21 protein-coding genes are annotated in these 24,287 nt (G+C 65.7%); 9 read left to right on the plus strand and 12 right to left on the minus strand.

The window, feature by feature from the left end:
• Positions 1-166 precede the first annotated feature (166 nt).
• Entirely contained in the window at positions 167-637 is a 471-nt protein-coding gene (gene bcp / locus Q0877_RS07930) for a thioredoxin-dependent thiol peroxidase (RefSeq protein WP_299166854.1), read from the minus strand.
• A 175-nt stretch (positions 638-812) separates the two neighbouring features.
• On the opposite strand from bcp, the gene Q0877_RS07935 reads away from it, so the two are divergent.
• Positions 813-1,658, plus strand: a complete 846-nt coding sequence (locus Q0877_RS07935; RefSeq protein ID WP_299166855.1) for a CoA ester lyase — start codon at positions 813-815, stop codon at positions 1,656-1,658.
• Between the two features lie 92 nt (positions 1,659-1,750).
• On the opposite strand, the gene Q0877_RS07940 is transcribed toward Q0877_RS07935, so the two are convergent.
• The 5 genes from Q0877_RS07940 to Q0877_RS07960 form a co-directional block, all read right to left on the minus strand.
• Complete coding sequence (locus Q0877_RS07940) at positions 1,751-2,833, minus strand: acyl-CoA desaturase (RefSeq protein ID WP_299166856.1); 1,083 nt, start codon at positions 2,831-2,833, stop codon at positions 1,751-1,753.
• Between the two features lie 209 nt (positions 2,834-3,042).
• Positions 3,043-4,374 (minus strand): ABC transporter substrate-binding protein, encoded by a 1,332-nt coding sequence (locus tag Q0877_RS07945; RefSeq protein WP_299166857.1) that lies wholly within the window; start codon positions 4,372-4,374, stop codon positions 3,043-3,045.
• A 67-nt stretch (positions 4,375-4,441) separates the two neighbouring features.
• Positions 4,442-5,344: a carbohydrate ABC transporter permease gene (locus Q0877_RS07950; protein ID WP_299166858.1), complete on the minus strand. Its 903-nt coding sequence runs from the start codon at positions 5,342-5,344 to the stop codon at positions 4,442-4,444.
• Positions 5,341-6,273: a carbohydrate ABC transporter permease gene (locus Q0877_RS07955; protein ID WP_299166859.1), complete on the minus strand. Its 933-nt coding sequence runs from the start codon at positions 6,271-6,273 to the stop codon at positions 5,341-5,343. Before Q0877_RS07955 ends, Q0877_RS07950 begins: the two co-directional genes overlap by 4 nt.
• The gene (locus Q0877_RS07960; protein ID WP_299166860.1) at positions 6,273-8,333 is read right to left on the minus strand and encodes a beta-galactosidase; all 2,061 of its coding nucleotides are present in this window, start codon (positions 8,331-8,333) and stop codon (positions 6,273-6,275) included. The genes Q0877_RS07955 and Q0877_RS07960 overlap by 1 nt, the downstream gene beginning before the upstream one ends.
• 165 nt (positions 8,334-8,498) lie before the next feature.
• On the opposite strand from Q0877_RS07960, the gene Q0877_RS07965 reads away from it, so the two are divergent.
• From Q0877_RS07965 to Q0877_RS07980, 4 genes are all read left to right on the plus strand, one after another.
• The gene (locus tag Q0877_RS07965) at positions 8,499-9,515 is read left to right on the plus strand and encodes a LacI family DNA-binding transcriptional regulator (protein WP_299166861.1); all 1,017 of its coding nucleotides are present in this window, start codon (positions 8,499-8,501) and stop codon (positions 9,513-9,515) included.
• 140 nt (positions 9,516-9,655) lie between these two features.
• Positions 9,656-10,789: a Re/Si-specific NAD(P)(+) transhydrogenase subunit alpha gene (locus tag Q0877_RS07970; protein ID WP_299166947.1), complete on the plus strand. Its 1,134-nt coding sequence runs from the start codon at positions 9,656-9,658 to the stop codon at positions 10,787-10,789.
• Positions 10,789-11,100, plus strand: coding sequence for an NAD(P) transhydrogenase subunit alpha (locus Q0877_RS07975; protein WP_299166862.1), 312 nt, complete (start codon positions 10,789-10,791; stop codon positions 11,098-11,100). The genes Q0877_RS07970 and Q0877_RS07975 overlap by 1 nt, the downstream gene beginning before the upstream one ends.
• A complete protein-coding gene (locus Q0877_RS07980; RefSeq protein ID WP_299166863.1) occupies positions 11,097-12,470 on the plus strand; it encodes an NAD(P)(+) transhydrogenase (Re/Si-specific) subunit beta in 1,374 nt (457 codons plus the stop codon). Before Q0877_RS07975 ends, Q0877_RS07980 begins: the two co-directional genes overlap by 4 nt.
• A gap of 216 nt (positions 12,471-12,686) precedes the next feature.
• On the opposite strand, the gene Q0877_RS07985 is transcribed toward Q0877_RS07980, so the two are convergent.
• Both Q0877_RS07985 and Q0877_RS07990 read right to left on the minus strand, forming a co-directional pair.
• Positions 12,687-12,953: a GlsB/YeaQ/YmgE family stress response membrane protein gene (locus Q0877_RS07985; RefSeq protein ID WP_299166864.1), complete on the minus strand. Its 267-nt coding sequence runs from the start codon at positions 12,951-12,953 to the stop codon at positions 12,687-12,689.
• A gap of 182 nt (positions 12,954-13,135) precedes the next feature.
• On the minus strand, positions 13,136-14,149 hold the full coding sequence (locus tag Q0877_RS07990; RefSeq protein ID WP_299166865.1) for a LacI family DNA-binding transcriptional regulator: 1,014 nt from the start codon (positions 14,147-14,149) through the stop codon (positions 13,136-13,138).
• Positions 14,150-14,304: 155 nt separating this feature from the next.
• Here Q0877_RS07990 and Q0877_RS07995 point away from each other — a divergent pair, with 155 nt between their 5' ends.
• From Q0877_RS07995 to Q0877_RS08010, 4 genes are read left to right on the plus strand one after another with little or no spacing between them, the layout of a single operon-like run.
• Positions 14,305-15,768: a Gfo/Idh/MocA family protein gene (locus Q0877_RS07995; protein ID WP_299166866.1), complete on the plus strand. Its 1,464-nt coding sequence runs from the start codon at positions 14,305-14,307 to the stop codon at positions 15,766-15,768.
• The gene (locus Q0877_RS08000; protein ID WP_299166867.1) at positions 15,761-16,723 is read left to right on the plus strand and encodes an NAD(P)-dependent oxidoreductase; all 963 of its coding nucleotides are present in this window, start codon (positions 15,761-15,763) and stop codon (positions 16,721-16,723) included. The genes Q0877_RS07995 and Q0877_RS08000 overlap by 8 nt, the downstream gene beginning before the upstream one ends.
• A 3-nt stretch (positions 16,724-16,726) precedes the next feature.
• Positions 16,727-17,632, plus strand: a complete 906-nt coding sequence (locus Q0877_RS08005) for a 5-dehydro-4-deoxyglucarate dehydratase (protein WP_299166868.1) — start codon at positions 16,727-16,729, stop codon at positions 17,630-17,632.
• Positions 17,629-18,702: a mandelate racemase/muconate lactonizing enzyme family protein gene (locus Q0877_RS08010; RefSeq protein WP_299166869.1), complete on the plus strand. Its 1,074-nt coding sequence runs from the start codon at positions 17,629-17,631 to the stop codon at positions 18,700-18,702. The genes Q0877_RS08005 and Q0877_RS08010 overlap by 4 nt, the downstream gene beginning before the upstream one ends.
• Positions 18,703-18,754: 52 nt before the next feature.
• Here the strand turns inward: Q0877_RS08010 and Q0877_RS08015 are convergent, their stop codons facing one another.
• The 4 genes from Q0877_RS08015 to Q0877_RS08030 form a co-directional block, all read right to left on the minus strand.
• Positions 18,755-19,843 carry a phosphotransferase family protein gene (locus Q0877_RS08015; RefSeq protein WP_299166870.1) on the minus strand — a complete coding sequence of 363 codons (1,089 nt, stop codon included), beginning with the start codon at positions 19,841-19,843 and terminating at the stop codon, positions 18,755-18,757.
• Positions 19,844-19,981: 138 nt separating this feature from the next.
• Positions 19,982-21,076 (minus strand): SDR family oxidoreductase, encoded by a 1,095-nt coding sequence (locus tag Q0877_RS08020; protein WP_299166871.1) that lies wholly within the window; start codon positions 21,074-21,076, stop codon positions 19,982-19,984.
• Positions 21,077-21,110: 34 nt separating this feature from the next.
• Positions 21,111-22,217, minus strand: a complete 1,107-nt coding sequence (locus tag Q0877_RS08025; protein WP_299166872.1) for a Xaa-Pro peptidase family protein — start codon at positions 22,215-22,217, stop codon at positions 21,111-21,113.
• Positions 22,214-24,265, minus strand: coding sequence for a DUF6807 family protein (locus Q0877_RS08030; RefSeq protein WP_299166873.1), 2,052 nt, complete (start codon positions 24,263-24,265; stop codon positions 22,214-22,216). The genes Q0877_RS08025 and Q0877_RS08030 overlap by 4 nt, the downstream gene beginning before the upstream one ends.
• Positions 24,266-24,287 lie beyond the last annotated feature (22 nt).

Below are 24,287 nucleotides of genomic sequence, written 5' to 3' on the forward strand. Positions count from 1 at the left end.
CGCATCGAGTGGGCGCCTATAACCACATGTGGTGCCGGGGGCCGTTCCAGGCGCCCACTCGATGCAAACAGACTCCGGAAGGGTGCTAGCACGTCCGTCCGGGAACGAGGAAGGCCCTCCCTTTTCGCCAAGGGAGGGCCTTCTGCATCGCCGGGATGACCAAGAGTCAGACGACGCTCAGCTGCTCACGCAGGCGCGCAACGTGGCCCTTCGCGTCGACGCCGTACTCGGCATGCTGAACCCTGCCGTCCGCGCCCACGACGACGGTAGACCGGATAATGCCGACGACGGTTTCACCGTTGCGTTCCTTCTCCCCGTACGCGCCCCAGGCCTTTGCGACTTCGTTGTCGACATCCGAAAGCAGCGGGAACGCCAGACCGTGGTTGCTGCTGAAGGACGCGAGCTCCTCCGGAGTGTCAGGTGAAACGCCTACAACGCTGAAGCCGGCGCCCTGGAGCGACGCGAGGTTGTCGCGGAAGTCGCACGCCTCGGTGGTGCAGCCGGGCGTCTCCGCCTTGGGGTAGAAGTACACAACTACGCTGCGGTCGCGGAACTCGGCGAGGCCCACGGGCTGTCCGTCGGCATCGGGGAGGGTGAACGAGGGAGCCGGGTCTCCGATTGCGAGTTCGTTCTTCATGCTTTCCTCTTTCGTCTGGGTTGACAGTTTCGTCTAGTGATAATTCGCTACTGTATTGTGGAAAGCTTAGTAACCGGGACGGCGCCGGTCAAAAGCCTATTTTGGTCGTAGTGTTTACTGATCCACATGGCCGGGCGGTGGATTACGACGACGCCGGTTGCGTAAGGTTCTAGGTATGGCCCCCCTTCGTAATAGCCGCGCTGCTGCGCTTCCCGCCAAGTTGTCCCGTTCCTGGCTGCTCGCCTCTGCGGCGTCGGAGGAAAACTTTGCGCCGGCGCTCGCCTCGGAGGCGGATTCGGTTGTCTTCGATATCGAGGATGCGGTGCCCGCCGAGTCCAAGCCTGAAGCGCGCGAACGGGTTGTCGAAGCACTCTCCACCGGCATGACGGCCTGGGTGCGGGTCAACGGTATCGAAACGGATTACTGGGCTGACGATCTTGCTGCCCTCTCCAAGGCGCCGGGCCTGCGCGGTGTCATGCTTGCCATGACCGAGAAGCCGGAGCAGGTCACCCACACCGCCATGCGCCTGCAGGCGGGTACGCCGGTGCTCGCGCTGGTCGAATCCGCGCTCGGCATCGAGAATGCAACGGCGATTGCCAGCGCTCCCGGTACGTTCCGGTTGGCCTTCGGTGTCGGCGACTTCCGCCGCGACACCGGCGCCTCTGACGATCCGATGGCGCTCGCCTACGCCCGCGCCAAGCTCGTGGTCGCTTCCCGCGTGGGGCAACTGCCCGGCCCGATCGACGGACCGACGGTGGGCGCCCTGGGCGACGATCTGTTGGAGGCGTGCAAGGTCACCGCCTCGATGGGTATGACCGGGAAGCTCTGCCTGCGGCCCGACGCCGCCGACACCATCAATCATGGCCTCTCGCCGAGCGAGTCCGAGATCCAGTGGGCTCACGAACTCCTCGACGCCCACGCGTCCGGCGCAGTCGTGGGCGACGGCTCCTACCTGCCGCGCCTTGCCCGTGCCCAGAAGATTTCCTCGTTGGCCGACTCCTACGGACTCTGGAACGCCTGACCCACCCCGCACCAAGTCCCTCCAGCACAAAGAGCGACGGCGACCGCTCGCCGAATGGTGAGGGTCGCCGTCGTCGTAATGGCAGTTTGAGATCAGCGCCGGCGGTACCGGTTGACCATGGGGCAATCGAAGGGATCGCGCGCGGCGAGCCCTACCCGGTTGAGGTAGGAGACAACCGCACCGTAGGACGCCGCGACACCAACCTCGGTGTAGGGGACCTTGAGGCGTTCGCAGTGTTCGCGCACGATTACCGCTGCCTTGCGCAGGTGTGGGCGCGGCATGTCCGGGAAGAGGTGGTGCTCAATCTGGTAGTTCAGGCCGCCGAAAGCGTTGTTGACGAAGTTGCCGCCGCGGATGTTGCGTGAGGTGAGAACCTGCTTCTGGAAAAAGTCCAGCTTGCTGTCGCGCGGGATGACCGGCATGCCCTTGTGGTTCGGCGCGAACGAGGCGCCCATGTAGATACCGAAGACCGCCATCTGCACGCCGATAAACGCAAACGCCATGCCGACGGGCAGGAACCAGAACAGCACGCCGAGGTAGAGGCCGAAACGCACCGCGAGGAGCGCAAGCTCAACCCAGCGGCCCTGGACGGCACCGGGGCGGAACAGTGTGGCGATGGAACGGGCGTGAAGGTTCAGGCCCTCGAACGTGAGGAGCGGGAAGAACAGGTAGCCCTGGCGGCGGGTGATCCATGCCTGGATGCCCTTGGCCTTGGCTGCATCTTCCTCGATGAAGGAGATCGTGTCGATTTCAATATCCGGGTCCTTGCCCACCACGTTCGGGTCATTGTGGTGGCGCGAGTGCTTGTTCATCCACCACTGGTAGCTGATTCCGACGACGCCGGCAGCCAGGATGCGCCCGGACCAGTCGTTGGCGCCGCGGGAGGCGAAGATCTGGCGGTGGGATGCCTCGTGTGCCAGGAACGCGATCTGCGTCAGGACAATGCCCAGGACGCCCGCGATCAGGAGCTGAAACCAGGTGTCACCGAGGAGGGCGAAGCCTGTCCAGGCGGCGCCCAGCGCGAGCCCGAGGAGCACCATGACTGAGATATAGAAGCCGCGCTTACGCGTCAGCAGGCCTTCTTTGCGCACCTGCTTGAGGAGCGTGGAGTAGGAGGCAACGACGTCGTTCGGTTTGGAAACACGGACGGAGCGTGCGGGTGAAGTGATGGTCATAAAAATCCCTGAGTCGAAATCGACTTCCCAGCCGCGAAAGGGTCCCCATTTCCCCGAAGATCCTCCAATGCTACAGGCGCTGCCTGATGGTGCGCTGAAAGTATGCAGTCTGCTGACTATTTCATCGGCGAGATAAAAAAGCCGGCTTGCTCCCTGACCTACCGAAACCGACGGTGGCCAGGCAGCAAGCCGGCGAATCTGTGGGAGGGCTACTCCACTACGGGGATGGACTGTGCCTTCAGGGCGTCAACCGTCTGGTCTTCACCGCGCTGGAGCGCCTCCATCAGGGTGGACTCTCCGCCGATCGCAGCACCGAAGCCGTCCGAGACGTCCGTGTAGGTCTGGGTCATGGTGGGTCCCCAGGTGAATTCGGGGTCAACGTTCTCGGAGGCTTCGGCGAAAACGTCATAGACAGCCTGTCCGCCGAAGAACTCGGACGCACCGGCGAAGGCCTCCAGGTCGGCACCCGCGCTCGCTGCCGGGTACAGTCCGCCGAGCTCGTTCGCCAGCGCCAGCGCCTCAGGATCGGTATTTAGCCACAGTGCGAACTGTGAGGCTTCGTATGGGTGGTCGGATCCCTTCAGGACCGCTGTGGAGGAGCCGCCCCAGTTGCCGGCAGCGCTCTGGCCTGCGTCCCACTGCGGCATGGGAGCAACAGCCCAGTTGCCGGCGGTATCCGGCGCGCCGCTCTGCAGCGTCGAGGTGCCCCAGACCGCGGAAACCCAGGTCCACTGGTCGCCCTCGTTGAAGGACGCGTTCCATTCGTCGGAGAACGAGGGGAGGGTGGACACGAGGTCATCCTCGAGCAGCCCCTGCCAGTACTCGGCCACCTGCGTCGACTCTTCGCCGGTGAGGTTGACCTCCCAGCCGTCGTCCTCGCTGCTGAACCACTCGCCACCAGCCTGCCAGACGAGGCCGGCGAACCAGTTCACGTCCGAGCGAGGGAAGTTGGTGATGTAGGCGCCTTCCTCCCGAATCTGCTCGGCGGCGGTTGCGTACTCTTCCCAGGTGGTCGGAACCTCTATCCCGGCCTGCTCGAAGAGGTCCGCCCGGTAGAAGAGCGCCATGGGTCCGCTGTCCTGCGGGATGGCGTAGACCGCGTCCTCCTCACCGAAGGTCACCTGGTTCCAGGTCCAGTCGATGAACTGGTCGCCGGCGTCGCCGATACCTTCACAGGCCGCGATGTTCTCGAGCCCGTCCTGGACACGGAAGTTGGGGAGGGCGTCGTACTCGATCTGGCCGAGGTCCGGCGCGTTGCCTGCCTGCAGCTGGTTGAAGAAGTTCTGGTACGTGCCGGAGTTGCCGTTGGGGCCGGTCTGGACGGTCACCTGGACGTCCGGATTCTCCTCGTTCCATAGCTCCACCACCTGGTCCATGCCCGGAACCCACGTGGTGAAGGTCAGCTCCACGGGCTCGGTGGAGGGCTCGCACGCTGCTGCCTCGGGAGCGCCGGAGCTGTCGCCTCCGCCGGCGCAGCCCGCGAGGGCCAGAGCGGAGACCATGACGACGGCGGCGGTGGTCTTTCCGTGATGCATACGCATTCTGTTTTTCCTTTGTGTATGGACGGTGCCGGTGACGGGCGTCTCCGGCAGTTTCTTGGGGTCTGGGTTACTTGACGCTTCCCGCACCGAGTCCGCTGCTCCAGAAGCGTTGCAGCCCGAGGAAAGCGATGATGAGGGGAAGGATGGAGACGAGTGCGCCGATGATCACGAACGTGCGCAGCTCCGGGATCTGGCTGATCTGGCTGTTCCACGCGTACAGACCGAGCGTCACCGGGAAGAGGGCCTGGTCACGCAGCATGATCAGCGGGAGGAAGAAGTTGTTCCAGATGGTGACGAACTGGAACAGGAAGATGGTCACCAGCGCCGGCGCCATCAGGCGGCTGGAAACGGTGAAGAAGGTCCGCACTTCACCGGAGCCGTCCAGCCGGGCTGCCTCGAGGAGTTCCCCGGGAACCGAGGCTGCGGCATAGATCCGCGCGAGGTAGACACCGAAGGGGCTGACGAGGCTGGGCAGGAAGACCGCCCAGTAGGTGTTGGTCAAGTTCACTTCGCTGAAGATCAGGAACAGCGGCAGGGCCAGCGCTGTGGCCGGTACCAGTACTCCGCTGAGGACCACGTTGAAGATGGCTTCCCGGCCCTTGAACTCGTACTTGGACAGCGCGTAGCCGCACATCGCCGCAATGATGGTGCCGAGGAACGCGCCGACCCCCGCGTAAAGGGCGCTGTTCAGGAGCCACTTGACGAAGAGCCCGTTCTCATACTGGAACAATCCGGTGATGTTGCTGAAGAACGTGGTGAAGGAGTCCGGAGTGAACCACAGTGCGGCTGATCCGGTGATGTCACCGCCGGACTTCGTGGAGGTGACCAGCAGCCACCAGATCGGGGTCAGGAAGTAGAGGGTGAAGACGCCCATGATGAGCATGGCGGCGCTGCGGGACATGATGCTTTGCCGCGGTCCCCGGGAACGGGACTTCTCCGGAGCGGACAGGGGAACGGCTGCCGTGGTCATTGGGATACCTTCCGCTGGGTTGCCTTCAGGAAGACGAAGGAGAGGATGAAGGTGGCGATTGCGAGGACAACCGAGAACGCAGCGGCCAGGTTGTAGTTGGGGATCGACGCCGTGGTGTAGACCGCGAGGTTCGGTGTGTAGGTGCTGCTGATTGCCGAGCTGAAGCTGCGCAGGGTCTGCGGTTCCGCGAGGAGCTGCAGCGTGCCGATGATGGAGAACACGCCCGTGAGGATGATCGCCGGAGTCACCAGCGGGATCTTGATCCGCCAGGCGATCTGGGCATTCGAGGCGCCGTCAAGCCGCGCGGCCTCATAGATTTCGGTGGGGATGGCGAGCAGCGATGCGTAGATGATGAGCATGTTGTAGCCCACGTACACCCAGGTCACGATGTTGGCGATGGACCACAGGACCAGGGAGCCGTCGAGGAAGTTGATTTCCGAGGTGACCGCACTGAACGGTGAGAGCGAAGGCGAGTACAGGAATCCCCACATGATCGCCGCGATGACGCCCGGCACCGCGTACGGGGCGAAGAACGCCAGCCGGAAGAACTTCTTGCCCTTGAGCAGCGGCGAATCGAGCAGGAGCGCAAACAGCAGCGCCATGCCCAGCATGATGGGTACCTGCACCACACCGAAGAGCAGTACCCGGCCCACGGAGGCCCAGAACGCCTGGTCCTGGAACACGATCGCGTACTGGCTGAGCCCGCCGAAAACCTGCTGGGGTGCGCCGAACGTGCCCTCGCGTTCGACGGTGAGGAGCGACTGGATGATCGCGAAGATGATCGGCGCCGCGTAGAAGAGGACAAAGAGCACGGCGAACGGCGCCACGAAGACGACTACCGCCTTGCGCGTGCTTCGCCGCTTGTTCGAAATGTGCCGCGAACTTCCGGCGGTGCCGGGCGGCGTCTGGGCCTGGTCCAGGGTAGCCATCAGGAGGCCTCCTTGCCTGTTGATACGGTGCTGCCTGTTGATACGGTGCTGCCTGTTGAATGGGTGCGTACAACGCGGACGGTGCCCGCCGGAACGACGACGACGTCGGCAACTTCCGTGCCGATAACCAGTTCAGTTCCGGTGATCCGGTGCTTGTAGTCCTGCGTGGTGTGGTTGAGAACGAAGAGATAGCGCTGGTCTTCGGAAACCCGCTCGACGATCTCCACGCCGCGCGTCCCGGAGGCCGGAATCCCGGCGGCGCGGGCGGCGTCGCTGATCACTTCCAGCAGGGTTTCCTTGCCGAGCGACGTACCCAGGTACCAGGCGGTGCCGTTCCCGAAGGAGTTGCGGGTGACGGCGGCGGTCCCGGCGAGGTGGCCGTCGGTGATGGTTAGAACGGCTTCAGCGCCCGTGGTGCGAAGGGCTTCGCTCCAAAGTGCCGCCGTCGTGCCGTTTGAAAGCTGCAGTTTCTCGCCGGCGGCCAGCGGGTGGAACTCCTCGACCGAGATACCGAGCAGGTCCCGGAAGGCGCCGGGGTAGCCTCCGGGCCGCACCCTCTCGTTCTCGTCGACGATGCCGCTGAAGAAGGAGACGACGGCGGTGCCGCCCCGGCGGACGTAATCGGTGAGCCGGCGGGCGTCGTCGTCGGTAACGAGGTAGAGCGCAGGGACGAGCACGAGGTCGTAACCGGTGAAGTCGCCGTCCGGCGGCAGGAAATCGGCGGTGATGCCGGCGTCCCACAGGGCGCCGTAGAGCGCATGCACCTGGTCCAGGTAGCGGAGGTCGGAGGAAGGGTGGGAGTCGGAATCGCAGGCCCACCAGGCCTCCCAGCTGAAGACCACGGCTGCTTTCGCTGTAACGGTGCTGCCGGCGACTTCACGCAACCGGCCCAGTGTCTGGCCCAGTTCGGTTACTTCGCGCCAGATTTTTGAGTCGGTTCCGGCGTGGGGAAGCATTGCCGAGTGGAACTTCTCGCTTCCCTGCAGGGACGCGCGCCACTGGAAGAAGCACAGGCCGTCGGCACCGCGGGCGAGGTGGGAAAGGGAGTTGCGCAGCAGCTCGCCGGGCACCTTGGCAATGTTCCTGGGCTGCCAGTTGACCGCGCTGGTGGCGTGTTCCATCAGGATCCAGGGCCGGTTCTGTGCCAGGCCGCGGGTGAGGTCGGCGGCGAGTGCGATCTCCTGCACCGGGTCATCGAGCCGGTGATCCGGGTAGTGGTCGTTGGCGATGAGGTCCATTTCCGGTGCCCACTGCCAGTAGTTCTGGGTGCGGATGTGCGCTGTGACCATGAAGTTGGTCGTGACGGGGAGGGTGCTGTGTGCGCGGAGAGTGTCGGCCTCGGCCCGGTAGTACCCGAGGAGCTCGTCGGAGCTGAAGCGGTTAAAGTCCACGACCTGCGTGGGGTTGGGGGTGGCGTGCGGGGTGCGCGGTGGGAGCACCTGTTCCCATGCCGAGTACCGCTGGCTCCAGAATGCGGTGCCCCACGCGGCGTTGAGTGCATCCAGCGTGGGGTAGCGGGCCTGCAGCCAGCGCCGGAAAGACGTGGCCGAAGCGTCGCAGTAGCACAGCGCATTGTGGCAGCCGAGTTCGTTGGACACGTGCCAGAGGCGTACCGCGGGGTGCGCGCCGTACCTTCGGGCGACTTCCTCAACCAGCCTCAGTGCGTGAGACCGGAAGGCAGGGGAGCTGGGGCACCAGGCCTGGCGCCCGCCCGGCCAACGGGTGTCGCCATCCACGGTGACAGGCAGGATTTCGGGGTGGGCGCTGGTGAGCCACGGCGGTGGGGAAGCGGTGCCGGTTCCCAGGTTGACGCCGATGCCGTTCTTGTGGAGAAGGTCCAGAACGGCGTCGAGCCGGTCGAACTGGAAAGTCTCGGCGTCGGGCTGAAGCTCTGCCCAACCGAAGATGTTCACGGCCACCAGATTGACCCCGACCTCGCGCATCAGCAGCACGTCTTCGGCCCACGTGGCCTCATCCCACTGCTCCGGGTTGTAATCGCAGCCGAATACCAGGCCGCCCTCGGGGGCTAACTGGGCGATCGGCGAGGTGTTGGTCGGCACGTAAGGTCCTTGACTGTTTGTCGTTACTTCTGTGAACGTTCCCAGAAAGCGTGAAACGCGATATTCTGCGCAATCTGGGAACGTTCACAGAGTAGTCTGCGTCACACGGGCATGTCAACGTTTAGTTCGGATTCGCCGGTTCGTCAGCTCCGTTACAGTATCGGTATGGACTCCACTCGCGTGCGCCGTCGGCGGGCGACAATCAATGATGTTGCCTCCGCGGCGGGTCTGTCCCGGGGGACGGTTTCACGGGTTGTGAACGGAGAAAAGTACGTCTCGCCCGAGGCAAAAATGGCGGTGGAGTCGGCTATTGCTCAGGTGGGTTACGTGCGCAATTCGGCGGCGCGGAACCTCGTGCGGCAGGAGTCCCGGGCAATCGGCCTCATCATCCACGAGCCGCACTCCCTGTTGTTCGAAGACCCCAACATCGGGTCGATCCTCCTCGGTGCCAACTCCGTGCTTTCTGCCGCGGACTATCAACTGGTTTCCCTGATCATCGACACGGCACGTGACAGTCAGCGGGTGGCGGACTATCTACGCGGGGGACTGGTGGACGGGGCCGTCATCATCTCTGCACGGACCTCCGATCCCATTGCGACGGCGGTGCGCAACCTGAAGATTCCGGCCGCCTTCGTCGGCCATCCGCCGGGAACACCCGACATCCCGTACGTGGGAATCGACAACGTGGCAGCCGCCCGGGCAATTGTTCACCGGTTGCTGGACACCGGCCGGACCAGGGTGGGCATGATCGCGTGCGCGCTGGACCGCGACTCCGGCCAGGATCGGCTTGAGGGCTTCCGGACTGCGCTTGGGCCGGCATTCGACCCGGACCTCGTTCTCGAGTTCCCGCTTTACACCTATGCTGCCGGTGCTGACGGCATGGCCGAACTCCTGCGTAGACGGCCGGATCTCGACGGCGTTTTTGCCGCCTCTGACGCGGTGGCCGCCGGTGCCATGGCCACCCTGCAGGAGCAGGGCAGGCGGGTGCCGGACGACGTCGGGATAGTGGGCTTCGATGACAGCAGCTGGGCACTGCGCTGCAAGCCACAGCTGTCCACAGTCAAGCAACCGGCAGACCTGCTGGGACGCGCGGCGGCAGAGCTTGTCCTCGCCCAGATCGAGGGCAAGGAGGCCGAGGTGCGGATGTTGAGCACCTCGGTGGTGTGGCGCGAATCGGCATAAAAAAGGCAGCCTCCGCCAGCTGCGCCAGATAACCTTCCGACAACAGCGCCAGCTCCGCAGTTCCAACCGCTCTCCGGCTGTGTGATGCTATGTCTCAGCGGCTGGGCAAAGGTGCCCACCGTGTGGAAGGGGACCGGATCGTGTTGGTGGGCGTGAAGCGGGAAACCCGTGCGGGCGAGCGCCGCGTGGCGGCGACTCCCGCCTCAGTTCGCCAACTCGCCAAGCTCGGCCTGAATGTTGCCGTTGAGTCTGGTGCCGGTATTTCCGCAGGGCACGACGACGACGCCTACCGGGAAGCCGGCGCGGAAGTCCTTCCTCAGCTCATCGATGCCGATGTCCTGTGCCATGTCGCGCCACTGACCCCGGATGAAGCCCGCGCCCTCAAGCCGGGCACGATCACCGTCGGTTTCGCGTCCCCTGCCGCCGAATTGCCGACGGTGAAGGCGCTTGCGGAAGCAGGAGTCACCGCGTTCGCACTCGAGCTCATCCCGAGAATTTCCCGTGCGCAGTCGATGGATGCGCTATCTTCCCAGTCCCTCGTTGCCGGCTATCGTGCTGTCCTTGAGGCGGCGATCCGGTTCCCCCGCTTCTTCCCCCTCTACATGACTGCTGCGGGCACCGTACCGCCTGCCCGCGTGCTGGTCCTCGGTGCCGGAGTGGCCGGGCTGCAGGCAATCGGGACGGCAAAGCGGCTGGGCGCCCGGGTATCCGCGTACGACGTCCGCCCCGCCTCCGCGGATGAGGTGACCTCGCTCGGCGGGACCTTCGTTCACCTCGACCTTGACGCCATCGAAGGCTCCGGTGGATATGCCCGGGAGATGAGTGCTGACCGGGCTACACGCCAGCGTGAACTCCTCGCGCCTTATGTTGCCGCAGCGGATGTCCTGATCACCACGGCGGCAGTACCCGGACGGCCGGCGCCGCTGCTGGTGACCACCGCCATGGTTCGGGCGATGCAGGGCGGCGCCGTCGTCGTCGACCTGGCCGCCGAAACCGGTGGAAATGTGGAGGGCGTCAGGGCAGGGCATGACGTTCCGGTACAGGGCGCCGGCGGGACGGTCACCCTGGTGGGCATGAAGGACGCCGCGTCGGCGATGGCGGCCGATGCCTCCCGGCTGTTCGCCGCCAACGTCGCGAACCTCGTCGAGCTCATGACCGCCGACGGGCGCGTGCTCCCTGACTTCACCGACGACGTCGTTGCCGGAGCCTGCCTTACGCACGAGGGCAAAGTGATGCACCAGCCCACAGCGGCTGCGCTGGAAGGAGTCTCCTGATGGACCTGCCATCGCTGCTCACAGTTGTGGTGCTCGCCGTGTTTGTTGGCTTCGAAGTGGTCTCCAAGGTGACGAGCACCCTTCACACACCGCTCATGTCCGGCGCCAACGCGATCCACGGAATCATCCTCATCGGCGCGATTCTCGTTGCCGGTCAGGCCACCGAGCTCCTGCCGCTGGGTCTGGCACTGTTCGCGGTGCTGCTCGCCACGGTCAACCTTGTGGGTGGATTCGTGGTGACCGACCGCATGCTGCACATGTTCCGTGGCCGCAACCAGCCCGGCACGTCCGACCGGAAGCACGACGCATGAACCTCCTTCCGGCGGAAGCCACCGCGCTGCTGTACCTGGTTGTGGCCGTGTGCTTCATCCTTGCGCTCAAGGGCCTGAGCTCCCCACGCACTGCCCGCCGCGGCAACCTTATCGGCGCCGCTGGAGCTGCGCTCGCCGTCGTCACCGTCTTTCTCTCCGTCCGCCTGGAGAACGTGCTCGCCATTCTTGTTGCCGTTGTCGTGGGGGCGCTGATTGCCGCGCCCATTGCGCGGCGCGTCCAGATGACGCAGATGCCCCAGCTCGTTGCGCTGTTCAACGGCGTCGGCGGTGGTGCGGCAGCGTTGGTGGCCATCCTTGAACTGACAGCGCACGACGACGCGTGGGTGCGCGCCGCCGTCGTCTTCACTCTCGTGGTGGGCGCGGTGTCATTCGCCGGCTCGGGGGTGACGGTGGCGAAGTTGCAGGAGTTGATGACGACGCGACCGGTCATCTTTGGCGGCATGCGCTGGGTGATGACGGCCGTCGTCGTACTTCTCCTGGTTGCGGCCGCACTGGTGACGGTGACGGGGGACCTGGTGTGGGCGACCGTCCTGCTGCTGCTCGGACTGGCGGGCGGCGTGCTGCTGGTCCTGCCGGTGGGCGGGGCGGATGTGCCGATCGTGATTTCCCTGCTCAACGCATTCACCGGGCTCGCTGTGGCGGCGTCCGGCGTGGTACTCGACAACGTGCTGTTGCTGGTGGCGGGAACGCTGGTCGGCGCGAGCGGCACCATCCTGACCCGTGCGATGGCCGCGGCGATGGGTCGGGGTGTCGCGGGAATCCTGTTCGGCGCGTTCCGTGGGGGTTCCACGGCCGGGGCAGGGACCGTGAGCGAGCGCCCGGTGCGCTCCTCCGGGCCGGAGGATGTGGCGGTCATGCTCGGGTTTGCTCAGCGTGTGGTGATCGTCCCGGGCTATGGCCTGGCGGTCTCGCAGGGGCAGCACACGATCGCCGAGCTTGCGGATGCGCTGGAAGCCCGGGGAGTGGAGGTGTCTTTCGCAATCCACCCGGTGGCCGGGCGCATGCCGGGGCACATGAACGTGCTGCTGGCGGAGGCCAACGTGCCGTATGAGTCGCTGCGGGAGATGGCCGAGGTGAATCCGGAGTTGCGGAACATGGACGTGGCCCTGGTGGTGGGCGCAAATGATGTCGTGAATCCGGCAGCCAAGACCTCACCGGGCTCGCCAATCTACGGGATGCCGATTCTCGAGGTCGCTGATTCCCAGCAGGTGGTGTTCCTCAAGCGGTCAATGCGGCCGGGGTTCGCGGGGATCGAGAATGAGTTGCTGTACTCGCCGAAGACCACCCTGCTGTTCGGCGATGCGAAGGATTCGCTGACCCGTGTCCTCGGGGCAGTGAAGGCGTTGTGACGGTAGCGGCTCGCGAAGCGGCCGCGGCACTCGCGCCCGGCACCCGGCCCGCGCACGCTCCCGGCCCGGCACTGCGCACACGGCCCGGCACTGGGCACACGGTCCGGCACACGGCACAGAAACGGCCCCTAGGTGCAGGACCGCCGATTCGAATCGGCGGCCCCGCACTTCCGGGCCGTTTCTGTGCGGGGGTGAACGCCCCGCGTCGTGCTTGAGTTACCGGCGCACGCTGCGGTTGCGGCGGCCGGACATGCTCTCGGCAACACCGATCAGCAGTACGGATGCAATAACCGCCACGACGAAACCGAGAATGTTCAGCTCGAAGATGTCGCCGGTGCCGAGCAGGTTGGCGATGACGCCGCCAATCACCGAGCCGGCAAGCCCCAGCAGCAGGGTCGCGAGCAGTCCGAGGTTTTGCTTGCCCGGCTTGATGAGCCGGGCGAGTGCCCCGATGATCAATCCGGCGATGATGAAACCAATCATGATGCCTCCTATAAGTGAGTGTTTCCTCCGAGAACACTAAGCCTGCTTTGTAGTGGGAGCAACTCGCAGCGGTTGCACGGTCGGCCATCGCAGAGAAACTGCCCGGAGGCGCAGGGTCGCCGGTTCGAACCGGCGAGCCTGCACCCAGGGGCAGTTTCTGTGCGAGGCAGGACGCCCTACCGCTAACCCGCCGCCGGACCCGTACTTCCGCGCCGCCGAACCTCCGGCTGGAACGTGGTGTGCGAAGGTTCCAAGTCGCCGTCCCCCAGGAGCCGCCGCATCTCATGCCAGGCCTGCTCGCCGATGTCGTTGATCGGCACCGCCGCCGTGGTGAGCGGGGGAGTGGTGTAGTTGGCGAACGGGATGTCATCGAACCCGGTGACGCTGATTTCCCCGGGAACGTCGATGCCCCGCTCGTGCAGGCCGCTCAGCAGCCCCATGGCAACGAGATCGTTGAAGGCCAGTACTCCAGTCGCGCCGCTCTCGAGGACACCGTCCACCGAGCCATGCCCGGCCTCGAAACTGGAACCCGCCGGGAGGATGGAAAGTTCAACTTCCGGATGGTCCACCCGAAATTTCTCGAGCCCCTGCAGACGGGCCTGGTTGGATGCGCTTCGCTCCGGCCCTTCGAGGAACGCAAGCTTCGTGTGCCCGAACTCGACAAGATGCGCAGCCAGGTCCTGCACTCCCTGCCCGTAATCGACCACCAGGCTGGGAGTCTGGGTGTCCGCCGTCGAACGGTTGACGAGCACCAGCGGACGCAGTGACGGAAGAAGCGCTTCCAGCTCAGCCTCATTCATGCGCGGTGCGCAGAGCACGACGCCGTCACACCGCCGTCGTGCTTCGCCCGCCAAAATTGATTCTTCGCTGGAAACCTCCGACGAGTCGGCGATGAGGACGCGATAGCCGTCCTGCGCGGCGGCGCGGCTGACGCCACGGAGCATGCCTTGAAAGGTTGGGTTGGCGAGATCCGGCACGACGACGCCGATCGTGTCGGTCTTGCCCAGCGCGAGGCTGCGGCCCACCGCGTTGGGCTGGTAGTTCAGCTCAGCAGCCGCGGTGCGCACCCTGGCCGCAATTTCCGGGTCCACCGAGAAGTTGCCGTTCATGACGCGGGATACCGAAGCCAGTGAGACTCCTGCCCGCTGTGCGACGTCGGTGATGCCTACCCTGCGGTTGGCTGCTTTCCTGGCCATAGGTTTCCTCATCCGGGTGGGAATCGGCGTCCCCGCAGCAAATGGTTGACGGGTGTGCCGGTGTGTTGATACAAAGCATATAACCTATTTCAGAAAACGTTTTCTCACAGCGACGGTGCAGCATCTTCCGCTGATGCCGCATCCGAAGGAGCCCCATGAGCACCGCCCCCAATACTCTTCCTGCAGAGCAGCAGGCCGATTCGAAGCCGGAGCAACGCGAACGCGCCCGAGTGGTTCTGATCGGTACCGGATCGCGTGCCGAGATGTACGTGCAGGCAGCGCTCGGCGATCACTCGTCCTCGGTGGAGCTCGTGGCCATCAGCGACACCAATCCGGGGCGGGTTCAGTACTACCTCGCCCGTGCCGTCGAACTCTCACCGGCGACGGCGGTGACGCAGTTCCAGCCTCAAGACCTGACCCGGTTCATCCGCGACAACCGCATTGACCGCGTCATCGTGACCACGCCCGATTACACGCACGCCGATTACATCGTTGAGGCGCTGGAAGCAGGTGCCGATGTCGTCGTAGAGAAGCCGCTCACCATCGACGCGGAGGGCTGCCACCGGATCTCCGACGCGATCGACCGCACCGGCCGCGACGTCGTCGTCACCTTCAACTACCGGTATTCGCCCCGTAACAGCGCGCTGAAGGAGATCATCCAGAGCGGCGCGATCGGTTCGGTCACTTCGATCGACTTCAGCTGGATGCTCGACACCGTCCACGGCGCCGACTACTTCCGCCGCTGGCACCGGCAGAAGGAGAACTCCGGCGGGCTCCTGATCCACAAGGCGTCCCACCACTTTGACCTGGTCAACTGGTGGATCGACGACGTCCCCGAACGCGTCTTCGCCAGCGGCGGGCTCCGTTTTTACGGCGACCGCAACGCTGCGGGCCGAGGGCTGACGGACCGGCCGGAGCGCGGAACCACCGACTCCGCCGCGGGGGATCCGTTTGCCCTTGACCTGCGCGAGGATGAGCGGCTCAACGCGCTCTACTACGCCAACGAACACCACGACGGCTACCAGCGCGACCAGGACGTTTTCGCCCCGGGCATCACCATCGAGGACAACCTTGCCCTCGTGGTTGACTACGCCGGCGGCCCGACTCTCAGCTACTCCCTCAACGCGCACAGCCCTTGGGAGGGCTACCGCGTGGCAGTGAACGGCACACAGGGCCGCGTGGAGCTCGAAGTCGTGGAACGCGCCGCGGTGTCCAACAGCACCGAACAGAAGAACGTCGTCGATCCCAGTGCCACCCCGGTGGAGGAAGACGACGCCGTCCGCGTCAACGGAGAACGCCTCATCCTGCAGCGCCACTGGGAAGCTGCCGTGGAAGTGCCGATCGTGAACGGAGAGGGCGGCCACGGCGGCGGTGATGCGCTGCTGCTTACCGACCTGTTCGAAGGGCCGGGGGAGGACCCATTGGGAAGGCCGTCGGGATACCTGGACGGACTACGCGCCGTCGCTGTCGGCATTGCGGGGAACGCCTCGCTCGAATCGTCGCTCCCGGTTCGCATCAGCGAACTCGGCCTCGGCGCGGATCTCACCGAACGCACCGAACTCACCGACCGCGCCGAAAGCAACGACCGCACCGAAAGCAAGGAGAATCGCCGTGGCTGAGCGGGCGCAGACCACAGTCCTCATCACGGGCGGATCCGGCAGGCTGGGCCGCAGTGTGGTGACCGGCCTCGCAGAGGCAGGGTACGACGTCGTCTCCGTGGACCGCGCGCCGGTTCCCGACGGTGTGTTTCCCCACCAGGTGCGTCAGGAGTCGGTTGACCTGTTGGAACCGGGCGTTGCCCGCCGTGTGATTGAGGAGCACCGGCCCGACGTCGTCATTCACCTTGCCGCGATTGCCGTTCCGTTCAGTGCGCCGGAGGATGTCATCCTGCAGACCAACGGTCAGTTGGCGCTGCAGGTGATGGGTGCGGCCACCGACCTCGGGGTCGGCAGGATCATCACCGCTTCCAGCCCAACGGTGCTCGGCTACGGATCCCCGGCCGGCTGGATGCCGGAGGCCTTCCCCCTCGACGAGCAGACGACGCCGAAACCGTGGCACGCGTACGCCCTTTCCAAACTTCTCGCCGAGCAGACAATGCGTATGTTCGCCGCAGCGCAGGGTGAGCGGATCCGCTACGCCGCGTTTCGGCCCTGCTACGTTATTTCGCCGGAGGAATGGGCGGGGGCGCCGACGCAGCAGGGGAACACCGTCGTCGAACGGCTGGACGATCCGTCGCTGGCCGCGTCGGCAATCTTCAACTACGTTGACGCCCGCGATGTGGCGGATTTCCTGGACGTGCTGATGCAGTCCATGGATCGGATCCCCAACGCCGAGACCTTCTTTGTGGGCGCAGCCGACGCGATGGCCCGCGAACCGCTGTCCGAACTCATTCCGCGCTATCTGCCAGCGGTGGGTGCGCTCGCCGCCGGTCTGCACGGCACCAGCCCGGCGTTTTCGATTGAGAAGGCGCGGAGGCTGCTCGGGTGGGAGCCGAAGCGCAGCTGGCGCACCGAACTTCCCGAGGAAGATTCCCGCGACCAGCAGTTAGCCTCCGCAATCCAGGAAGCCAGGTAGATCATGCAGTTCAATGGAGTGCTGTTTTTTCCCGTTACGCCGTTCACGCCGTCCGGCTCGGTCGACACCGCGAAACTTCGCGAACACATCGAGTCGCGGCTGAGTTTCGGGCCCGGGGGTGTCTTTCCGGCCTGCGGTACCGGAGAGTTCCACGCGCTCGATATCGACGAGATCCGCGCCGTCGTCACCACTGCGGTGAGCGCAGTCAACGGGCAGGTCCCGGTGGTAGCCGGCGCGGGCGGCCCGCTGGGCCACGCCCGTGCCGCGGCGCGAGTCGCAGAGGAGGCGGGGGCTGATGCCCTGCTCGTGCTGCCGCCCTACCTCGTCAAGGGCCCGGCCGACGGACTGGTGGCGTATGTCGAGGAGGTGGCTGCGGCATCCAGCCTACCGGTCATCATCTACCACCGGGCCAACGGCGCCTTCACCGCCGACGCCGTTGCCCGCCTGGCGGCGAATCCGAAGGTGGTCGGGTTCAAGGACGGCGTGGGCGACGTCGGGCTTGCGCAGGAAATCGTGTCAGCCGTAGCCGCCACAGGCCGCACCGACTTCCTGTTCTTCAACGGGTTGCTCACGGCCGAGCTCAGCCAGGGCGCATACCGGGGGCTCGGGATTCCGCTCTACTCCTCCGCCGCGTTCGCCATGGCGCCCGAGATCGCCATCGCGTACTACCGGGCCTATATCGACAACGACGAGGCAGCACGGCACCGCCTGCTCGAGGGCTTCTACGCACCGCTCGTGCGGTTGCGCGACCAGACGCCGGGCTTCGGTGTCTCGCTGATCAAGGCCGGCCTGCGGCTGGACGGGCTCGACGTCGGCTCTGTCCGCCCGCCGTTGGTCGATCCGACCGAGAGCCAGTTGGTGGAACTCAAAGCCATCCTTGCTGCCGGCCGTGAGCTTGTGGGCGAATGACCGCGAAAATCACCGGCCTTTCCGCGCGCCTTATTACGGTGCCGCTGCAGCGCCCCTGGGGCCCCGACGTACCGGAAAACCATTTCATTGCGACGACGGTGACAACCGATGACGGCGGTATGGGCTACGGCTTCTCGTGGACACCGACCATTGGGCCGCAGGCAGTGCTGGCGCTGCTGGAGAATGACATCGCGCCGTTCGTGGCAGGACTGCCGGCGCGAGCGGAAGAAATCTGGGACGCACTGTGGGTTCGGCTTCACGAAGCGGGCGGGGGAGGGCTGACCACCATCGCGATGGCCGGCGTCGACCTTGCCCTCTGGGATTTGGCCGGACGGCAGGCGGGTTGCTCGGTACCGGACCTGTTGGGCCGGCGTCGTGAGACTGTGCCTGTATACGGGTCCGGGGTGAACCTGCACTACAGCCTTGATGAACTCATTGAGCAGACCCAGCGCTGGGTCGCCGAGGGCAGGCAGGCCGTCAAAGTGAAGGTGGGGAAACCCGATCTCCGCGAGGACGCCGAGCGGATCGCCGCCGTGCGGGAGGTAATCGGCCCCGACCGTGCGCTCATGATCGACGCCAACCAGCGGTGGGACCTGCCCACCACCCTGCGCGCTCTCGACCGGCTCGGCGAATACGGCCTGCACTGGCTCGAGGAGCCCATCCGTGCTGATGATTTGTCCGCTTACCGGCGGTTGCGGCGCTCCTCTCCGGTGCCGATCGCACTGGGCGAGAACGTGCACACCATCTACCGGTTCCGGGACTTCATCGAAGCCGACGCGGTGGACATCATCCAGCCCAACATTGTCCGTGTCGGCGGGATCACGCCGTTCCGGCGCATCGTTGAGCTGGCGCGGGCCAACAGCATCGCGGTGGCGCCGCACCTGCTTCCGGAACTTTCGGGGCAGCTTGCCTCCACGCTCGCCGAGACCGCCTGGGTGGAAGCGGTCGACGGCGCCACCCTGGCTGAGCTGGGCGTCCTCGCCGGACCGTCACCGGTGAGCATCACGGAGCACGGGCTCACGGTGACCGGTCAGCCGGGGCTGGGGTTGGAGCTCCGCGCCCCCCGTTGAGTTGGCAGGACACGCCCCTAATGAAGAGTCTTTCGGGGCGTGTCCTGCCAACTCACGGGGCGTGGCGGAGTGCCCGGTCGGCTGATGCGAGGAGCAGGTCCACCAGGGCGATGAGTTCGTCCAGAGCCGCTGCCGGGTCCTCGTCCGGGAGGCTTCCTCGCCGTGGCGGCTGACCCCTTTCAATGCCGGCGACGACGTCGGCCGCAAGCTTCCAGCGCAGCGCGATCGCGGCGTCGAACCCCAGACGCACCTCCTCGAACGTGATATTGCCCGCCTCTGCCCGGAGGGCTTCGGCATAGGTCACCAGGGCATCGTCGACGATCGGCATCACGACGCCGGCCAGAGCGTCACCCCGCCGGACGGAGGCGAAGAGAAGTGACGCCAGGTCCGCTCCAACCGGACCGGCGCCGACGGATTCCCAGTCGATCAGCACGGTCCGACCGGCCGAGGAGAAAACGTTCGCGCCAACCGCATCATGGTGGCAGAGGGTATGCGGAAGAGTCTTAAGGATTTCGCGGTAGCGGGACTGCCTGAAGACGAGTTGCTCGGCGGCGGCCATCCGGTCACCGAGGCGGGAGACCGCGCCGGGGTCGCCGCGACGCAGCGTGGCCAGACCCTGTTCGACGGCTTCGGGCTGGCTATGGCGGTCGATCCATCCAGTGAAGTGCCAGGGCTCGGAGAGTTCGCGGCCGGCCCACCGGCCTCCCATGCCGCCCAGGTTACGCGCAGCGGCGAGGATCGTCTCCGCGTCCAGCGGCCGGGATCCCTCATGGCGAATCTCCTCAAGCCACAGGGTCATCCCTCCATCCGGATCGAGTAGCTTCCCGTGGAGTCGCGGTGTGCCGATCCCGAGAGCGACATCGTCGAGCACTCCGGAGGCGTACGCATCAAACTCGCGCCTGCCGTTATCCAGCAAGTATGGGGAGGCCAGAAGAGGTCCTTCAGTACGCTTCTCGATCATGGACCACTGAATGCGCTTGCCGTCGACGATTGCGGTCCCCTGAAGCCGGCTCACCGTCCGGTGCGCGAGGAAAGCGTCGTAATCCAGATCGGTCCGTTTTACATCGGCCAGTTCGGTAACGCGGCCGCCCACAGCGTCGGCGACGGCTGATTGCAGCGATTCGTGCAGCACATCGTTCACGTTCCACAGACTAGCGTTGGGCGTTGGGTATGAAGTGCAGGGGTCAGGCCCACCCTTCCAAATTCAGCGGCAAGCGAGGCTCGATGGTGCCGCTATCCAGCGTCACGATGCTGGTGTGCGCTGAAGTAAGCCAAGACCCTAGGGGATGAGATTCTCGGCACGATAACGGTCGAAGAGGGAGACGAACGCCTCGAGCGTCCGCCGGTAGCCGGTGAAGCCGGCGTCCCGGCTCTTGCCCATGTCGGTGACCACCTCGATATCGCGGCCCAGATCACCGTCCGTGTGCCACCACGAGGCCATGCGGTCCAACCGTGGTTCTGCCAGTCCATGCAGCCGGGCGAGCTCTGACCACTGATCCTCCCGGCCCGCCATAGCCTCCTCAAGGGGCCGTGGTGCCTGGCTATACCCTTCCCACTCGACGCCGAAGTAGGCCGCGAGCTTCGGCCACATCCACCGCCACCGGAAGACGTCCCCATTGACGATGTTGAAGGCCTCGTCTGCCGCGCCGGGCGTGGTGGCGGCCCACACCATGTGCTCTGCGAGGAGCCCGGCATCGGTCATGTCGGTCAAGCCGTTCCACTGGGTTTCTGAACCCGGAAAGACGAACGGTTCACCTCGTTCCCTGCAGAGCGTCGCCTGCGTCGCGAGCGTCAGTCCCATGTTCATGGCATTGCCCACGGCATGACCAATCACGGTGTGTGCACGGTGCACGGACCAGGTGAACCCCTGCTTCGCGGCCGCCGCGAACAGTTCATCCTCCTGCGCATAGTAGAAGTTCCGGACGGGCAGGCGGGGTTCCTCCTCATGGAACGGCGTGTCTGCCATCTGCCCCGCAGCGTAGGCCTCGAAGGGGCCGAGGTAGTGCTTGAGGCCGGTCATCAGGGCCACGTGCGCCACGTCCTTGTCCTGAAGCGCACTCAGCAGGTCACGCACCATCCCGGCGTTGACCGCGATGTTCTCCTCTTCGGTATCCTGCCTCGACCAAGCGGTGAAAAAGACATGCGTGGGCTGCTCCGGAACGAGAACCGCAGACAGGGACTCGAGCGAAGTCAGGTCCGCTGACAGCCAGCGCACGCCCTCGCGATCAGCTCCTGGCCTTCGGGACAGTGCCAGGACAGACCATCCCTCGCTCGTAAGCTTCTCGACAAGCGCCGAGCCGGCGATGCCCGTCGCGCCCACCACCAGTGCCGTCCGGGCTGCGCTGTCTGCTGTCTGGTCCTCGGGGAATGTCATACAGGCGACAAGACCCGGCGCCGGATGAATATTCCTAGATCTCCAGCGTCATTGGCCTCAGCAGGCCGTTCACCTCGACCGTCGGCCAGCGCTCGTCGACACTCAGCACCCGGATCCCTTCGGCAGTCAGCAGTACCGTGTCCTCAATCTTCACGCCCGGACCCGATGGGTTCCAGGTGAACGCCTGATTCAGGACCACCTCGTCGTCCGTGGACCCAGTCACGCGGGGATCCCTGCCCGCATATCCCGCGGGGCCGCCCTGATGGTGCAGCCGCCACTGATCCGCGCCGAACCCATGCGCTTCGTAGGAACCGCGGATAACGTCGAAGATACCGTCGAGCCGGGCGCCAGGAACGGTCGCTCGGAAGATGTCGGCCTCGACCGCCGCGATCCGCGCCTCGGCATCGCGCTCGGCAGCCGTCGATCCGTCAAAACGAACCCACCGCGTAACGTTCGCCACCATGCCGTTACGCCGGGCGCACACCACGGCCATGGCGCGCCGCCCCAGCGGAGCCGACGTCGGCAGCGGGTGGCGGAAGGCCGAGCGTTCCCGGCCGTTGCAGAGCAGGACCAGCGGCTCCGCGCCCATCGCAACCACCCGTGCGGCCAGCTCGGCGGCAACATTGCGCTCGGTTGTATGCGGCCGCGCAGCCGACAGCACATCGGTCATCGCCCTCGCCACCTCGCGGTTGAGCTCCGTGTACTGCTCCGTCTCCACCGGAAGAAGGGCCTGCCGTGCTTCGCGCAGCTCCCGCCGCACGCTTGCCTCGTCGAGTGGCTCGGAGGGGGAGAGCCGGCGGGCCACGTCGTGCATCGATCCGTGCCAGGCGACGGGATGAACGACGACGTCGGCAGGCAGCTCCTCGCGGATCAGCCGGTCCGCTTCGTTATTGAAGGTGACCAGGTGGTCGCGTTCGCGGTCGACCAGCAGCATCGCAACCGGATCGCCGGCGAGACTGATGTGCAGGCGGCTTCCGCCCAGGTACCAGGTCATCGCTGTGTTTGTGGTCAGCAGCAGCGAATCGCGGCCGGCGCGGTCGAGGATGTCCAGGACCCGGTTGCGCTTGATGGCGCGTTCGTCAGCGAGATCCGCTACCGGATCCGCAAGGGACTCGAGTCCGGGGGCTGAAGTGGTGGTCATGGGTGCCTTTCTTGTGCCGCGAAGGCGCGGATGGCGTCGGGTGTCAGAGTGCCGTCGGCAATGAGGACGGTGACTGAGCGGGTCAGGGGAGCGTCCCGGGTGGTTGCTGCGGGACGGTCCCAGGCAAGTGCCAATCCAACACCCGGGTAGCCTTCGGAGCGTACAAACCAGGGATCGATCGCGTTGTCATTGGGTAGGAAGAGCAGCGTAGCTGGCCGGCCGCCGAAGCTGCCCTGCCAGCACAGCCAGTCAGACACGGTGCCGTGAACGCCCGCCTCACCGGAAGCGTCCGCCGTCGTAATAGAGGCGCCGTCACACGTGGGAAGGCGCCAGAAGAAGCCGCCGTAACCGCCGCCTGCCCGCCCGTTCGATCCGGGGCTTCCGATGAGAACTTCACCGTCACCTACGGGTGTCAGGGAGAAGTCGACGGTGAGTGCCCAAACGGCGTCATTCACCGTGCCCCAGCTGATACGGCGGACTTCATCGAGCAGAGCGGCGCCGTCGGGGCCGGTCCAGCGCAGCGTCTCGTTCAGGGAGTCGCCATGCTGCGTGATTCCGGTCCGGGAGATCCGGCCGTGGTCGGGGCGCCAGACGTAGCCCTGCTCCTCGCGGCGGTAGGTCCGGCCGCCCCAGATGTTCACGCCGTCGACGTCCTGTACCGCAACACCTGCGCCGAGGTGCCAGACGTGGTCAGCCGGGAAATGGTCGGTCACGGCCACGCCGGCGAGCGTTGTGACCGGGTGCAGGTAGGGGCGCGGTGAGAGGAAGGGGGAGACGGCGGTGCCGTCCCGATAGGAGCCGACCTCACGGCCGTCCAGTACAAGCGGTAACGACGACGACGCCGGCCGCGCCCAGCCCGGGTCCAGTTCAGACAGGGTCGCCTGGGCGAGGCAGGCCCGCTGCAGGAGGTCCTCGATGCCGTTCACTATGGGGTGGGCTTCGTCGCCGTCGCCGATCCAGGTGACGTACGAGGGATCAATGGGATGTGGCGGCGGGGCCAGCCGGACGGCGTCGAGCACCCGCATGAATGCGCCGGCGGAGGAAAGGGGGCTGAGCAGCGGAGTGCCGGTCGTGCGGTGTTCGAGCAGATTCTCGAGCAGGTTGGCGCGGCCGAAACGCTCGGTGTCTGTGCCCTGTGCCGTGGTGACGGCCAACTCGTCCTCGGTGTAGTACAGGACGGCCGCTCCCTGTGTGCCGTGGAGGGTGACGCTGGGTCGCGTCTGCTCCGCGGCACACAGGGTGAGTGCGAGTGTCACCACCGTGCCGGATGCTGTGTGCACCCGGATGGTGGACGTGTCATCGCACTCGATGTCGTGGGCCCGGTAGAGGTCCGTTTCGACGGTAGCCACGTCGGACGCCTTCCTTGCACCGGCCACACGAAGGGCGGTTGCAACCGCATGGGCGAGCGGATTGGTGGCCACGCCGTCGACCACGTCCACTCCGTCCAGCGTCCGCTTCCCCGCCCAGCGGGAGCGTCCGAAGTAGCCCCGGGTCCGCACCCACGTACCCAGCGCACTGACGCCCCTAACCGAACCCAGCGTTCCCGATGCCACGAGATCGTCGAGCCGGTCAAGCGCTGCCGAGCCCAGGCTTTGAAACCCGGTCTGCACGGCAACGCCTGCCTTGTCTGCGGCGGCTAGGAGCGAGTGGTACTGCTCCATCGACGCCACCGGAGGTTTCTCCACGTACACATCCGCCCCGGCCGCGATCGCCGCGTGGGCGAGCGGGGCATGGGCCTGGATGGGGGTGGCAATAACGACGACGTCGGGCGTCGTCCCCGCTGCGAGCAGGTCCTCCAGATTCGCGAACACGCCCACCCCGGCACCCAGCGTCCCGTCCTCGGGCGGACGGGGGTCCGCCACGGCAACCAGCCGTGCGGCGCCGTCGTCCTCCAACCGGCGAAGGTTGTCGAGGTGCCGGGCACCATACCCATGGACACCGACCAGGGCCACGCGGGCAACGCGGACGGAGCCCTCGCGATCGGAATCAACGCGGGATTGGTCGTTGCCTTCCGGAAGATCGAATGGGTGCGGTGCGGGGTCGAGCATGTTCATTTCCGTTTCTGGATGA

This window comes from uncultured Arthrobacter sp. (genome assembly GCF_947495145.1).
GTDB lineage: Bacteria > Actinomycetota > Actinomycetes > Actinomycetales > Micrococcaceae > Arthrobacter_D.

What these genes read in the sequence shown, in the direction of transcription:
- Q0877_RS07940 (WP_299166856.1), bottom strand. Translation starts at nt 2,833, where the DNA reads ATGACCATCACTTCACCCGCACGCTCCGTCCGTGTTTCCAAACCGAAC.
- Q0877_RS07995 (WP_299166866.1), top strand. Translation starts at nt 14,305, where the DNA reads ATGAGCACCGCCCCCAATACTCTTCCTGCAGAGCAGCAGGCCGATTCG.
- Q0877_RS08010 (WP_299166869.1), top strand. Translation starts at nt 17,629, where the DNA reads ATGACCGCGAAAATCACCGGCCTTTCCGCGCGCCTTATTACGGTGCCG.
- Q0877_RS08005 (WP_299166868.1), top strand. Translation starts at nt 16,727, where the DNA reads ATGCAGTTCAATGGAGTGCTGTTTTTTCCCGTTACGCCGTTCACGCCG.
- Q0877_RS07950 (WP_299166858.1), bottom strand. Translation starts at nt 5,344, where the DNA reads ATGACCACGGCAGCCGTTCCCCTGTCCGCTCCGGAGAAGTCCCGTTCC.
- Q0877_RS07945 (WP_299166857.1), bottom strand. Translation starts at nt 4,374, where the DNA reads ATGCGTATGCATCACGGAAAGACCACCGCCGCCGTCGTCATGGTCTCC.
- Q0877_RS07975 (WP_299166862.1), top strand. Translation starts at nt 10,789, where the DNA reads ATGGACCTGCCATCGCTGCTCACAGTTGTGGTGCTCGCCGTGTTTGTT.
- Q0877_RS07985 (WP_299166864.1), bottom strand. Translation starts at nt 12,953, where the DNA reads ATGATTGGTTTCATCATCGCCGGATTGATCATCGGGGCACTCGCCCGG.
- Q0877_RS07935 (WP_299166855.1), top strand. Translation starts at nt 813, where the DNA reads ATGGCCCCCCTTCGTAATAGCCGCGCTGCTGCGCTTCCCGCCAAGTTG.
- bcp (WP_299166854.1), bottom strand. Translation starts at nt 637, where the DNA reads ATGAAGAACGAACTCGCAATCGGAGACCCGGCTCCCTCGTTCACCCTC.
- Q0877_RS07990 (WP_299166865.1), bottom strand. Translation starts at nt 14,149, where the DNA reads ATGGCCAGGAAAGCAGCCAACCGCAGGGTAGGCATCACCGACGTCGCA.
- Q0877_RS08020 (WP_299166871.1), bottom strand. Translation starts at nt 21,076, where the DNA reads ATGACATTCCCCGAGGACCAGACAGCAGACAGCGCAGCCCGGACGGCA.
- Q0877_RS07965 (WP_299166861.1), top strand. Translation starts at nt 8,499, where the DNA reads ATGGACTCCACTCGCGTGCGCCGTCGGCGGGCGACAATCAATGATGTT.
- Q0877_RS07955 (WP_299166859.1), bottom strand. Translation starts at nt 6,273, where the DNA reads ATGGCTACCCTGGACCAGGCCCAGACGCCGCCCGGCACCGCCGGAAGT.
- Q0877_RS08030 (WP_299166873.1), bottom strand. Translation starts at nt 24,265, where the DNA reads ATGCTCGACCCCGCACCGCACCCATTCGATCTTCCGGAAGGCAACGAC.
- Q0877_RS07980 (WP_299166863.1), top strand. Translation starts at nt 11,097, where the DNA reads ATGAACCTCCTTCCGGCGGAAGCCACCGCGCTGCTGTACCTGGTTGTG.
- Q0877_RS08025 (WP_299166872.1), bottom strand. Translation starts at nt 22,217, where the DNA reads ATGACCACCACTTCAGCCCCCGGACTCGAGTCCCTTGCGGATCCGGTA.